The sequence below is a fragment of the Pseudomonas sp. R2-37-08W genome, assembly GCF_003851705.1.
Classification (GTDB): domain Bacteria; phylum Pseudomonadota; class Gammaproteobacteria; order Pseudomonadales; family Pseudomonadaceae; genus Aquipseudomonas.
The window spans coordinates 1,611,867-1,624,601 of sequence record NZ_CP027728.1 but is presented as its reverse complement, the minus strand read 5'-3'; the positions used below and the strand labels follow the sequence as shown (position 1 = coordinate 1,624,601).

Annotated in this window: 16 protein-coding genes; 5 read left to right on the top strand and 11 right to left on the bottom strand. The window is 60.4% G+C overall.

Going from position 1 to position 12,735, the window contains the following annotated elements; genetic code table 11:
- The first annotated feature begins 183 nt into the window (after nucleotides 1-183).
- Nucleotides 184-609, top strand: coding sequence for a low affinity iron permease family protein (locus tag C4J93_RS07490; protein ID WP_124428990.1), 426 nt, complete (start codon nucleotides 184-186; stop codon nucleotides 607-609).
- A gap of 70 nt (nucleotides 610-679) precedes the next feature.
- Here C4J93_RS07490 and C4J93_RS07485 read toward each other — a convergent pair whose 3' ends face one another.
- From C4J93_RS07485 to fos, 3 genes are all read right to left on the bottom strand, one after another.
- Entirely contained in the window at nucleotides 680-1,207 is a 528-nt protein-coding gene (locus C4J93_RS07485; RefSeq protein WP_057723086.1) for a DUF4142 domain-containing protein, read from the bottom strand.
- Between the two features lie 120 nt (nucleotides 1,208-1,327).
- Nucleotides 1,328-1,969: a LysE family translocator gene (locus C4J93_RS07480; protein WP_124428989.1), complete on the bottom strand. Its 642-nt coding sequence runs from the start codon at nucleotides 1,967-1,969 to the stop codon at nucleotides 1,328-1,330.
- Between the two features lie 29 nt (nucleotides 1,970-1,998).
- Nucleotides 1,999-2,433 (bottom strand): fosfomycin resistance glutathione transferase, encoded by a 435-nt coding sequence (fos, locus tag C4J93_RS07475; RefSeq protein WP_124428988.1) that lies wholly within the window; start codon nucleotides 2,431-2,433, stop codon nucleotides 1,999-2,001.
- A 100-nt stretch (nucleotides 2,434-2,533) separates the two neighbouring features.
- Between fos and C4J93_RS07470 the strand changes: the two genes are divergently transcribed.
- Nucleotides 2,534-2,773 (top strand): CopG family ribbon-helix-helix protein, encoded by a 240-nt coding sequence (locus C4J93_RS07470; RefSeq protein ID WP_124428987.1) that lies wholly within the window; start codon nucleotides 2,534-2,536, stop codon nucleotides 2,771-2,773.
- A complete protein-coding gene (locus C4J93_RS07465) occupies nucleotides 2,763-3,047 on the top strand; it encodes a type II toxin-antitoxin system RelE/ParE family toxin (protein ID WP_124428986.1) in 285 nt (94 codons plus the stop codon). Before C4J93_RS07470 ends, C4J93_RS07465 begins: the two co-directional genes overlap by 11 nt.
- Before the next feature lie 7 nt (nucleotides 3,048-3,054).
- Here the strand turns inward: C4J93_RS07465 and C4J93_RS07460 are convergent, their stop codons facing one another.
- Entirely contained in the window at nucleotides 3,055-3,972 is a 918-nt protein-coding gene (locus tag C4J93_RS07460; protein ID WP_124428985.1) for a LysR substrate-binding domain-containing protein, read from the bottom strand.
- Nucleotides 3,973-4,039: 67 nt separating this feature from the next.
- Between C4J93_RS07460 and C4J93_RS07455 the strand changes: the two genes are divergently transcribed.
- Complete coding sequence (locus C4J93_RS07455) at nucleotides 4,040-4,528, top strand: DMT family transporter (protein WP_124428984.1); 489 nt, start codon at nucleotides 4,040-4,042, stop codon at nucleotides 4,526-4,528.
- An 86-nt stretch (nucleotides 4,529-4,614) separates the two neighbouring features.
- On the opposite strand, the gene C4J93_RS07450 is transcribed toward C4J93_RS07455, so the two are convergent.
- From C4J93_RS07450 to yiaY, 3 genes are all read right to left on the bottom strand, one after another.
- Entirely contained in the window at nucleotides 4,615-5,823 is a 1,209-nt protein-coding gene (locus tag C4J93_RS07450; protein ID WP_124430854.1) for a CaiB/BaiF CoA-transferase family protein, read from the bottom strand.
- 76 nt (nucleotides 5,824-5,899) lie between these two features.
- Nucleotides 5,900-6,574, bottom strand: coding sequence for an NAD-dependent epimerase/dehydratase family protein (locus C4J93_RS07445; RefSeq protein ID WP_124369937.1), 675 nt, complete (start codon nucleotides 6,572-6,574; stop codon nucleotides 5,900-5,902).
- 91 nt (nucleotides 6,575-6,665) lie between these two features.
- Complete coding sequence (gene yiaY, locus C4J93_RS07440) at nucleotides 6,666-7,814, bottom strand: L-threonine dehydrogenase (protein ID WP_124428983.1); 1,149 nt, start codon at nucleotides 7,812-7,814, stop codon at nucleotides 6,666-6,668.
- Nucleotides 7,815-7,937: 123 nt separating this feature from the next.
- Between yiaY and C4J93_RS07435 the strand changes: the two genes are divergently transcribed.
- A complete protein-coding gene (locus tag C4J93_RS07435; protein ID WP_124428982.1) occupies nucleotides 7,938-8,954 on the top strand; it encodes a DUF4917 family protein in 1,017 nt (338 codons plus the stop codon).
- 125 nt (nucleotides 8,955-9,079) lie between these two features.
- On the opposite strand, the gene C4J93_RS07425 is transcribed toward C4J93_RS07435, so the two are convergent.
- From C4J93_RS07425 to C4J93_RS07410, 4 genes are all read right to left on the bottom strand, one after another.
- A complete protein-coding gene (locus tag C4J93_RS07425; RefSeq protein WP_124428981.1) occupies nucleotides 9,080-10,297 on the bottom strand; it encodes an SAM-dependent methyltransferase in 1,218 nt (405 codons plus the stop codon).
- A gap of 220 nt (nucleotides 10,298-10,517) precedes the next feature.
- Nucleotides 10,518-11,135 (bottom strand): TPM domain-containing protein, encoded by a 618-nt coding sequence (locus C4J93_RS07420; protein ID WP_124366185.1) that lies wholly within the window; start codon nucleotides 11,133-11,135, stop codon nucleotides 10,518-10,520.
- Between the two features lie 31 nt (nucleotides 11,136-11,166).
- Nucleotides 11,167-11,928, bottom strand: coding sequence for a YgcG family protein (locus C4J93_RS07415; RefSeq protein WP_124369932.1), 762 nt, complete (start codon nucleotides 11,926-11,928; stop codon nucleotides 11,167-11,169).
- Between the two features lie 18 nt (nucleotides 11,929-11,946).
- On the bottom strand, nucleotides 11,947-12,558 hold the full coding sequence (locus tag C4J93_RS07410; RefSeq protein WP_124361693.1) for a LemA family protein: 612 nt from the start codon (nucleotides 12,556-12,558) through the stop codon (nucleotides 11,947-11,949).
- Nucleotides 12,559-12,735 lie beyond the last annotated feature (177 nt).

Genomic DNA, 12,735 nt, shown 5'->3' with positions numbered 1-12,735 from the left:
CGTGCATAAACAATAACCAGGCAAAAACCCAGTCTTGTGCTCAAGGTTTCACAGCGCCGTAGGCCCGCTCCTAAAAGCCCGACAGAAAAACCTCTACTTTTGTCCGACCGATAAGTTGTAAAAAGAAATTTCAGCGAGCGACTGCTGTCAGTAGTTTCATCACCCTTCTTGAGGAAAACGGTCATGAACTTCTCTGCAGTCTCCCAAACCCTGTCGCGCTGGGCCGGCAGCCCCCGGACGTTCTACACGGCGGTGGCGCTGATCCTGGCGTGGAGCCTGAGCGGGCCGTACTTTCATTACAACGACACCTGGCAATTGATCATTAACACCTCGACCACCATCATCACGTTCCTGATGGTGTTCCTGATCCAGAACACACAGAACCGCGACAATGACATCCTGCATATCAAGATCGACGAGCTGTTGCGTGTGTCCAAGGATGCGCAGAACGCCGTATTGAGCCTGGACGGCCTGGACCGTAAGGAGCTTGAAAAGCTACGTCAGGAATATCGTGATATCGGCAAAGCCGGCAATGTGAACCTCAACAGCAGTTGCGGCCCTGCCGCCGACGACGCGGCGGCGCCGAAAACAAATTTGAACCAAGCCTGAAAAAAACGGCGGTTGGAGATGATCCAACCGCCGTTTTCATTTCAAAGGGAGCTTCAACTCAAAGGGAGCTTCAACCGTCGCCTTGGTGCCCCTTGCCGTAGGTCGATGCCAGGGCGCGGGCTTTTTCCAGACGCTCCTGCAGCTTGGGCAGGGTCTCATCCACCAACGCTTTTATCTCTGGCACCTGCGACGCCGCGCCTTCCTGCTTGAACAGGGCGATGGCGTCTTCGTTTTCCTTGACCTGCTGCGCGGTGTAAGCGGCGTCGAAGGAGTCGCCGTCCTTGAGTTCGGGCATCAGGGTTTCGGCCTTGTCGACGATCTTCTCGCGTGGGGCTACCGGCAAGTCGAGCTTTTTAGCGATAGCCGCCAGATGCTGGTTGGCCAGGGTGCGTTCATTGATCACCTCGATGGTGTAATCCTTGATCTCTTGGGACGAGGTTCTGGCGTGGGCCATGCGACTGGTTTCGATATCGGCCATGCCTTTGGCCGAAGCCTGCTCGATGAATTCGGCAGGTGACTGGGCGAAAGCATTGCTGGCGCCGAGGCCCAGCAGCATCGCGAAACTGGCGGTGCGTAACCGGATAGCCATGCGGCTCATGATGGGTTCCTCCAGGGCAAAAATAGATGCGAGGAAACAGCGCCTCGCCCTGGATTCGAATTTTGCTTGAGGCAAAGGTTTAGAAAAAACTTTCCAGTGCGACGAACGGTCGTTGTTGAGTCAGGCGGGCTTGCTGGCAAACAGACCCGGCAACGCATGCGCCAACGCGTTGATGGCGAACCCGATAAACATCACGCCGCACAGTTTTGTGATAAGGATTTCATGACGCTGATACAGCGTACGCACACGTTGGGCACCGACCACGCCGATCAGGATTGCGTAGGCCAACAGACCCCCAATGAAGCTCAGCACAATCAGCCATGGCAGCATCGACCACGTCAGCAATTCGGCACGACTGGAGAGCAATGCAGTGAATGTCGCTACAGCCACCGGGTACGCCTTGGGGTTGGTCAGGCCGAACAGAATCCCGTGCCAGAACGGATGCCGCGCCGCTCCCTGAGGGGCCTCGCTGCTACGACGCTGGGTGCGAATCGCACGCCAGCCGAGCCAGAACAGATACAGCCCGCTGAGCACGCCCAGTACATCAAACGCACTGCTGCCAACTTCCCGAGCGCCCACAATTGCAACCAATGCGGTGCTGCACCACACCACATCGCCAAGCAAATGCCCAGCCAAAAAGCCTGCCCCGGCACGCCGGCCACGAGCGGCGCCGATGCCGAACACCGCCAACACGCCGGGACCGGGCGTAATACCGTAGATAAACCCGGACGCAAGGACCGCGAGCAATAAAGATGGGGTCATGGGCGTGGCTCTGATAGCAGTTGAAAGGTTCAGGGATTCTGCACGCTCTCGGGCTGGGGGTAAAACTTCATGCCGGCATAAGGCTTGGCGCGACAGGCTTGCAGCCGCGAGGCCAGATCGCCGACATGGGCTTCGAGCTTATGGCCATCGGGGTCGAGAAAATAGAACGAGGCGCCTTCACTGCGATTGTCGCGCCACTCCCCCACGCCAGCGGCTCGCAAGCGTGCGACCAGCAGAATGAAATCGTGCGCTTCGACGGTCAACGCGTAATGCGTGTAATCGGCTGCCGGGATCGGGTTACGCAACGGGTCCAGCGACAAACATAACCACAGCCCAGGCAGCGAAAGGTAGGCGCCGTTATCCCAGGTAGCGTCAAGCCGAAGCTGCAAGAGTTCATGGTAGAAATGGATACCGCGTTGCAGATCGGTGACGGCCAGGGTCAGGTGATTCAGACCGGATAGCATAAGTTTTTCCTTTTCCAGGAGCCCCCTGACGAACGGGACAATCGATCGATGGGACGACACTGTAGTATGTTGCATTACCTATCACTACATTGAGGTTCGTATGTCTGTTATGTCCCTGCGGATACCGGACGATGTCGCTGATACGCTTGCCAGTCTCGCCAAAGCGACCGGTCGCAGCAAATCGTTCCTCGCTGTTGACGCGTTACGTGAATACCTGACGCGTGAAGCATGGCAAATCGAAGAGATTCAAAAGGCGCTGACGGAAGCTGACGCGGGTGATTTCGCGACGGCTGCCGAGGTAAATGCCGTCGCTGAAAAATGGCGCAACAATGCAGGTTGAGTGGCTGAGGACAGCCCTCAGAAACCTGGATGATGAAGCGGCCTTTATTGCTGAAGAAAACCCCAAAGCCGCCTACGAATTCGTCCAGGCGATTTTGGCCGGGCTTGAACACCTTGCGCAATTTCCCGCGCTGGGAAAAACCGGGCGCGTCCCAGGGACGCGTGAATGGGTGGTGCCCCGGTGGCCCTACATTGTCCCTTACCGTATTCGTGAAGGGCGACTACAGGTGATGCGAATTTTTCATACCCGCCGCCAACCACCGACCTCCTGGTAGCAGCTGATCAGCCCTTTAGCACACCTTGCACCCGCCCACTCAACCACTGCAACCCCGCATCCCCACCCCGTCGCGCATGCCATGCCAACTCGAACGCAAACGAAGGAATATGAAACGGCGGTGGCACGGCGATCAGATGGGCATGATCGATATTCAACAAGCCTCGGGAGGAGACGGTCAGGATCAGGTCCGTGCCCTGAATCAACTGCGGTGCCACACCCCAGTGCGGCAGGCCGACGGCCACATGCCGGCGCTGACGAATCGCGGTCAGCGCACGCTCGATTTCCGGCGTGCCGCTGCCGCGCATTTCCAGCAAGACATGGGGGCGTGACAGGTAGGTAGGCAGGTCCAGCACACCCGTCGTCGGCAGGCTGTCGCGGTCGACCAGGCAGGTGTAATGCTCTTCGAATAAGGGCGTAGTCCGCAATTCGGCAGGCATGTCAGGGAAAACCCCGGCGGCCAGGTCGAGATCACCATTGAGCACGCCGTCGACCATGCCTTCGCGGCTGGCCTGGATGATTTGCAGGTCGATGCCCGGCGCTTCACGGCGCAACAAGCGCACCAACCCCGGTAGGAAAATCGCCGCACTGTAGTCCGACATTGCCACGCGAAAGCGGCGTTTGGCCGACGCCGGATCAAAGCGGTTCGGCGCCAGCAGCGCTTGCACCTGGGCCAGCGCCTCCGCCAACGGCGTAGCCAACTCCAGCGCACGCGCCGTTGGTATCAATGAGCCGCCCTGACGCACCAGCAACGGGTCGCCCAGCAGGTCACGCAAGCGCGCCAGCGCGTGGCTGACCGCCGGTTGGCTCAGGTGCAGGCGTTCGGCGGCGCGGGTGACGTGTTGCTCGCTGAGCAACACGTCAAGGATCACCAACAGGTTGAGGTCGATGCGCCTTAGATCATTCATCAGCTGCATGCTCGGCATAAGAACTTGGAATTTAAATTTGCGCGACGAATAACCTAGAGTCCAGCAAAACCTTTGGAGATTCGCCATGACGACGTTGCATTGGCTGGGTGTGTTGCTGCTGGCGGTGATCGCTGGTGCCGTGGTGCCGTTTCAAAGTGCGATCAACGCCAACCTGGGTCGCGGGCTCGGTCACCCGTTGTGGGCGACGCTGGCTTCGCTGTTGGTAAGCATCATTGTGTTGCTGCCGGTGATCATCGCCCTACGGCTGCCCTTGCCGAGCCTGGCCTTTATCACCCAGGCGCCGCTGTGGATGTGGGCTGGTGGCGCGTTCGGGGTGTGCTTTATCTCGCTGGCATTGGTGCTGATGCCCACGCTGGGCGCATCAGGCTTCGTTGCCCTGGCGATGGCCGGGCAGATTCTCGCGTCATTGCTGCTCGACCATTTCAGCCTGTTCGGCCTAGTGGAGCGCCAACTTACAACGCCCCGCGTGGTGGGGGCGTTGCTGTTGATCGGCGGCGTCGCGCTGATTCAGTTCAGCGCGCCGCCGGCCCGTGCATTGGCAACGGCTGGCTGACGACCACAGCGAACCGCCATGCTGATACACGAAAACCCGGCGCGGGCAGACCTCCTACACAATCATCGGGTCGGAATAATCGGTGATCATTGCACCACTCCCGAGGTCTTCAGACGTTGGATGTCAGCGTCTGTCAGGCCCAGGCCGCCGAGGATGTCATCGGTGTGCTGGCCCAGCGCAGGGCCTTGCCAGTTCACCGCGCCGGGCGTTTCCGACAGTTTGGGTACGATGCCGGGCATCTTCACCGACACACCACCGGGCAAATCGGCATCGAGCAACATGTCCCGCGCCTGGTAGTGCGGGTCGCTGACAATGTCCGCCACGGAGTAGATGCGCCCGGCCGGCACTTCAGCGGCCTCCAGGGCGCTGAGCACCTGCTCGATGGGCAGGCTGCTGGTCCAGTGGGTGATTGCCGCGTCGAGCAAACCACTCTGTGCCGCACGGCCATCGTTATGGGCGAACTCAGGCGCAGCGGCCAGGTCGGCGCGGCCGATGGCGGTCATCAGGCGCTTGTAGATCGGGTCGCTGTTACCGGCGATCACCACGTAGGCGCCGTCGGCGGTCAGGTAGGTATTGGACGGCGCGATACCGGGCAAGGCACCGCCGCTGCGCTCACGTACATGGCCGAGCATGTCGTATTCGGGCACCAGGCTTTCCATCAGGTTGAACACGCTTTCGGCCAGGGACACGTCGACGATCTGCCCGTCACCCTGGCCGGTCTTGACCCGCAGCAGCGACATCAGCGCGCCGATCACACCGTGCAACGACGCAAGCGAATCCCCCAGGCTCACGCCGACCCGCGCCGGTGGCGAATCCGGGTTGCCGGTGGTGTAGCGAATGCCGCCCATGGCCTCGCCGATCGCACCGAAACCCGGGCGGTCGCGATAGGGCCCGGTCTGGCCATAGCCGGAGATACGCACCAGGGTCAGCTTGGGGTTGAGGGCGTGCAACACGTCCCAGCCCAGGCCGAGTTTTTCCAGGCCACCGGGGCGCAGGTTTTCGATCAGCACGTCGGCGTCGCCGAGCAGTTGCTTGATCAGGCTCAAGCCTTCTGCCGACTTGAGGTCCAGGGCCAGGGACTGCTTGTTGCGCGACTGCAGGTACCACCACAGCGACGTGCCTTCGTGCAGCTTTCGCCATTTGCGAAGCGGATCGCCCTGCCCCATGGCTTCGATCTTGATCACCTCGGCACCAAAATCGGCCATCATCCGCGCCGCGAAGGGCGCGGCAATCAGGGTGCCGATCTCGATAACCTTGATACCGCTCAGGGGGCCGTCATGGGATGTACCTCTTATTCTTGGAGTGTGCACCGAGGCTAAAGCACTCGGGCAGGAAAAATCCAACCGCAGCACACCAGGCTTTTGTGCAGCATCAGCTACGCTCGGCGGCCAAGCGATTGATCTCGGCCTGCTCCACCACAGGCTGCGGCGCGCCACGGCTCACCGCCTGCAACATCGCACGGCCGACGGTCTCGGTGCTGACGACCCAGCTCGGCTTTATCCGACGTACAAACGAGAGCAACGGCCCGAGCACGCTATAGAACGCTTGGTACAACGGCGTCTTCGAACGCACACCGTGCAACGGCTGGACAATCCCAGGCCGGAACACATAGACCGCCTTGAACGGCAAGCGCAGCAAGGCGTTCTCGGTCTTGCCCTTGACCCGCGCCCACATCGACTTGCCCGTCTCGGAACTGTCAGTGCCGGCGCCGGAGACATAGATAAACGTCATCTGCGGGTTGAGCCGCGCCAGGGTGCTGGCGGCGACTAAAGTCAGGTCATAAGTGAGGTGGGTGTAGTTGATTTCATTCATGCCCGCCGAGGAAACACCCAGGCAAAAGAAACACGCATCAAAGCCTTGCAGCAGATTTTCCAGGGGTTGGAAATCCAGCATATCGCTATGCAATACCTGATGCAGTTTGCCGTGCTCCTGGGTCAACGACGTGCGGCCGACGGCAACGACTTCCTGCACGTCGGGCGCCAGCAGGCACTCGCGCAGTACGCCCTGACCGATCATGCCGGTGGCGCCGAATAATAGAACTCTCATGGGGGACCTCAGCGGCAAGCCGCAAGCTTCAAGCTCAAGTTGAACGCGTTCAACCTTTAGCTTAACGCTTGCAGCCCAAAGCTGCCCCCTATCAAAACGCGCTGCGAAAAATCTCCTCGATCTGACGCTGATCCGCCCGTCGTGGGTTGGTCAGGCCGCATGCATCCTTCAGCGCATTACTCGCCAGCAGCGGAATATCCTGCAATTTGGCGCCAAGTTCGCGCAGGCCGGCGGGAATTTCCACGTCCTGGGACAGGGCGCGAATCGCGACGATAGCGGCCTGCGCGCCTTCTTCCGGGGTAACGCCCTTGATATCGGCCCCCAATGCGCGCGCCACGTCACTCAAACGCTCGGCGCTGACACTGGCATTGAAACTCTGCACGTGGGGCAGTAGCACCGCATTGCACACGCCATGGGGCAGGTCGTAGAGGCCGCCGAGCTGATGCGCCATGGCGTGCACGAATCCCAGCGACGCGTTGTTGAACGCCATGCCCGCGAGGAACTGCGCATACGCCATGTTTTCCCGCGCGGCTATGTCGCTGCCATCGCGCACGGCCAGGCGCAGGTTGGCGCTGATCAGTTCGATCGCCTTGATCGCGCAGGCGTCGGTGATCGGTGTGGCGGCGGTGGACACGTAGGCTTCGATGGCATGCGTCAAGGCATCCATGCCGGTGGCAGCGGTGAGGCCCTTGGGCATTGCGACCATCAATGCCGGGTCGTTGACCGACAGCAGCGGCGTGACATTGCGGTCAACGATGGCCATTTTCACGTGGCGGGTTTCGTCGGTGATGATGCAGAAACGGGTCATCTCACTGGCCGTGCCGGCAGTGGTGTTGATCGCCACCAGTGGCAATTGCGGCTTGCTCGATTGATCGACACCCTCATAGTCGCCGATACGCCCGCCGTTGGTGGCGCACAGGGCGATCCCCTTGGCGCAGTCATGGGGCGAGCCGCCGCCCAGGGACACCACAAAATCGCAGGCGCTCTGTTGCAGCAGCGCCAGGCCTTTTTCGACGTTTTCCACCGTGGGGTTGGGCCTGGCGCCATCGTAAACCACCGAATCGATGTCCTGCAGCGCCAGCTTTTCGGCGATCATGCTGGCCACGCCGGCTTTGCACAGGCCCTGGTCAGTGACGATCAACGCCTTGCGAAAGCCGTAGTTGCGTATAGCAATCATGGCTTCGTCCAGGCAGCCGATGCCCATGATATTGACGGCGGGAATAAAGAACGTGCTGCTCATGGTCGATCCTCAGGGGCTTTATAGCCACAGAATCCACCGGTACCACTTGCCGCATCTTGACCAGGATCAACGCCGGCTCGTGATAAAGTCACCGTCCAGCCGATTTCGAGTAGACCCGCCGCAATGAAGGATTTCCAGGATATTGACGCCCACCTTGAAGACTGGAGCGCACTGCGCGGCGCCATCGACTTCAACGGGATTCTGATCGGCAACGGCGCAAGCCGCACGATTTGGGAAGACTTTGCGTACGATTCACTGTTTGAAAACGCCCGCACAGTGGAAGAAAAACCCCTGGGCCAATCCGAACTCAGCGTATTCGACGCGCTGCAAACCCGCAGTTTCGAGCAGGCCCTGGGCGCGCTGAAAACCACCAGCCGCGTCAACAAGGCCCTGGCAGTCAGCTCGGCGGCGCCACGCAATCGCTACTACGCGATCAAGGAAGCGCTGATCAATACGATCCACGCCGTGCACATCCCCTGGCGCCTGGTGCAGCCCTCGACCCTGACGGCCCTGAACACCGAAATGGCTCGCTACGCTACGGTCTTCACCAGTAACTACGACCTGCTCAACTACTGGGCGATCCTGCACACGCCGGGTATCGACGACCTGTTCCGCAGCGCCGACTCAAGCTTCGACCTGCGCGATACCCGCACCGACGCCACACGTATTTTGTACCTGCACGGCGGCCTGCACCTGGTGCGCAACCTCGACGGCACCGCACGCAAACTGCCGTCCACCGACAGCACGTTGCTCAGCGGTTTCGCGATCAACAACACGATCAAGACCCTGGACGACGTGCCGCTGTTCGTCAGTGAAGGCCCGGTGCACGAGAAGCTCAAGACCATCCGCAGTTCGGATTATCTGTCGTTCTGTTATGAACAGTTGCTCACCCACGAAGGCGCGCTGTGCATCTTCGGCCATGGCCTGGGGCCGCAGGATAAACACTTGGTGGACGCCATCCGCCAGGCCAGCATCACCACCCTGGCGATTTCGGTATCGGGGCGCAGCGACGGGTTCATTCGCCAGCAGAAGCAGCGGTATTCGCAGTTATTCCAAGGCACCGGCATGGAACTGAAATTCTTTGCCGCGCGTACTCATCCACTGGGTAATCCGGCGCTGTCGGTGCCAGTCGAACACTGATCCAGTGAACGAAGAAGGCCAAATGTGGGAGGGGGCTTGCTCCCGATAACGGTGGATCAGCCAATGAATGTGTCGGCTGACACACCGCCATCGGGAGCAAGCCCCCTCCCACATGGGCCCCGCGCTTAGTTCAAGAAACTATCGGCGCGCAGCAGGGTTTCCAGACAGTGTTCGGTGATGTGGTAGAACGCCTTCAATGCCTGAATCTTCTCCAGCAACGGCGCAGTGTCCACCGGCTCGGCGCGTTTGACCGCCAGGATCATCTTGTTCTTGTTGGTGTGCTCCAGCGAGATGAACTCAAACACCTTGGTCTCATAGCCACAGGCTTCGAGATACAAGGCACGCAAGCTGTCGGTGACCATTTCCGCCTGTTGGCCCAGGTGCAGGCCGTATTGCAGCATCGGCTTGAGCAGCACCGGGCTCTGGATCTGCAGGCGAATCTGTTTGTGGCAGCACGGCGAGCACATGATGATCGACGCGCCGGAACGGATGCCGGTGTGAATCGCGTAGTCGGTGGCGATATCGCACGCATGCAGGGCGATCATCACGTCCAGCTCGCTCGGCGCGACGCTGCGCACGTCGCCGCACTTGAATACCAGCCCCGGGTGTTCCAGGCGTGCGGCGGCGGCGTTGCACAGGGTCACCAGGTCTTGACGCAGCTCGACACCGGTCACTTCGCCTTCGGCCTTGAGGGTGTTGCGCAGGTAGTCATGGATCGCGAACGTGAGGTAGCCCTTGCCCGAGCCGAAATCGGCGACGCGTACGGGTTGGTCCAGCTGCAACGGCGAGGCTGTCAGCGCATGGCTGAACACTTCGATGAACTTGTTGATCTGCTTCCACTTGCGCGACATCGACGGGATCAGCGCTTGGCTGGCGTCGGTCACGCCCAGATCGGCAAGGAACGGCCGGCTCAGGTCGAGGAAGCGATTTTTCTCGCGGTTATGCTCGGCAGATGGCGCCTCACGCAATTGTTGCGGCTTGCTTTTGAACAGCGAGCTTTTGTTCTTCTTGCTGTATTCCAGCTGGGCTTCGTCCGTCAGCGACAACAAGTGTGCGTTCTTGAACGAGGCTGGCAGCAGCTCGGCAATCGCCGCCACGCCGTCCGCCAGTGGGAAATTCTTGGTAATGTCGCGGGTCTTGTAGCGGTATACGAAGGACAGGCAGGGCTGCTCCTTGACCGTCACGGGCTTGATGATCAGCCGCTGCAGTTCGGCTTCCGTGCCCACGTATTTGGCCAGCACCAGCTTGATGAAGGCGTTCTGCGCCAGGCTTGCGCTCAGCAGTTCGATGAACTGGGCGTGATGATCCGGCGCAGGGCTGGCAGGTTGAGCGGTGACGGACATGAACAAAAGCGCCTCGGACAAAGAATGCCGGGCATTTTAGGGGGGATAACTGGCCAGGGCACGGAGTTATTTGACCAATGGTACGTTCCAACAGCCAAAGTAGATCCAAATGTGGGAGGGGGCTTGCTCCCGATAGCGGTGTGTCAGCCAGCTTATCTATAGCTGACACACCCTCATCGGGAGCAAGCCCCCTCCCACATTTGGAATTTTGTTGGCTGGGCTATTCGAGTACGACCAGACGGTTCGGCAGTTCATTACGCGTCTGCGTCACCGGCACATGCACCTTGAGCAATTCCCCACACGCCTCGATGCAGGCAATGAACCCGGCCAACGTCTGCCCCTGCTTCACCTGCTGGGTGAATGCCTTGACGATGCCATCCCAATTGCTGTCATCCAGCTGTTTGGAGATGCCTTCATCCACCAGGATTTCCACATAACGCTCGGCCTCGCTGACAAAAATCAGCACACCGGTGCTGCCCAGCGTGTGGTGCAGGTTCTGCTCGAGGAACTGGCGGCGTGCCAGGTTCGAGGCGCGCCAGTGGCGGACCGAGCGAGGGATCAAGCGGGTGGTGACCTTGGGCAGACGAAACAGCAGGCACAACACAATGAAGGTCGCCCACTGCGCCAACAACAAGGTGTACATGGTCAGGTAGCCCGACAGGTAATGCACCACCCCGGGTACCACCAATGCGATCAGGCTGGCCCACAGCAACGGAATGTAGGCGTAGTCATCGGCGCGTGCAGCCAGCACCGTGACCAGCTCGGCGTCGGTCTGTTGCTCGACCCGGGCGATCGCTTCGGCCACTTGGCGCTGCTCGTGTTCAGTCAGTAATGCCATGGTTGTAGATGCTCTTTTCTCGTTATTGTCATTACCAGCCGCCCGACGCCCCGCCACCGCCGAAACCACCACCGCCGCCGCGAAAACCACCGCCGCCGCCTCCCCCACTACCACCGCCGCCACCGCCACCACCGCCGCCCCCACCATGCCCGATGAGGCTGAGGATAACCAGCAGGATAGTGCCCACCGGCAGGCCCATGCGATGACACAGCCACAACACGCCGATCAGCAGGATGAAGAAACCGATGGAAAGCGCGGGATTGTCCTTCGGCGCGGACCACGGATCCGCCACACGGGCCGGCACGGCCAGCGGTTCACCGCCCACCACCTGGATCATCGCCGCGACACCGTCGCTGATGCCCTGGCTGAAATTGCCGGCCTTGAACTTGGGCGCGATCACCTGGTTGATGATCACCCAGGACTGCGCATCCGTCAGCACGCCTTCCAGGCCGTAGCCAACTTCGATGCGCAACTTGCGCTCGTCACGGGCGACGATCAACAGCGCGCCGTTGTCCTTGCCCTTCTGGCCGATCCCCCACTGGCGGCCCAATTGATAACCGTAGTCTTCAATCGGCACGCCCTGCAGGTCGGGCACGGTGACCACCACGATCTGGTCACCGGAGGTCTGTTCCAGCGCCTGCAATTGCTGCGTCAGTTGCTGGCGCACCGCCGGGTCGATCAGCTGGGCGTTGTCCACCACCCGCCCGGTCAACGCCGGGAAGGTCAGGGCCGCCTGGGCCATGCCCACGCAGGCCAGCAGCCACAGCGCCAGGCCTATCCGTAATAAACGCATCGACACCTCAAGGCAGCGTTATTTGAACTTCACCTGCGGCGCCTTATCGGCATCGGCACTGGTGGCTTCAAACGTGGCGCGGATCGGCAAGTCGCTGTACATCACGCTGTGCCACAGGCGGCCTGGGAAGGTGCGGATTTCGGTGTTGTAGGCCTGCACGGTCTGGATAAAATCGCGACGGGCCACGGCGATACGGTTTTCAGTCCCTTCGAGCTGCGATTGCAGGGCCAGGAAGTTCTGGTTGGCTTTCAGGTCCGGATAGCGTTCGGACACCACCATCAAACGGCTGAGTGCGCCGCTGAGGCCGTCCTGGGCTTGCTGGAACTGCTTGAGTTTTTCCGGGTTGTCGAGGGTGCTGGCATCGACCTGGATCGAGGTGGCCTTGGCCCGCGCTTCAATCACCGCGGTCAGGGTGTCCTGCTCATGGGCGGCATAGGCCTTCACCGTTTCCACCAGGTTGGGGATCAGGTCGGCACGGCGTTGGTACTGGTTCTGCACCTGGCCCCAGGCCGCCTTGGCCTGTTCGTCGAGGGTCGGAATGTTGTTGATGCCGCAACCGCTCAATACGCTGCTGATCAATAACAGCGCCGCGGCTTTCAAGCCCCAGCGGTAACCTTGTGCTGCTTGCATGGTGTATCTCCTGCCAATCTGGATGGAATGTGATGACTAACCCTATAAACCACGCGCTTGGGGCATAATCCGCCACCACTGGAATGCTTCGAGCCAATCAGCTACAAAGATGCCCAGCGCGAAAAAGAGTTCAGAGTGTGCTGCATTTATCTGAACAACACCCGAACAACAATAGAC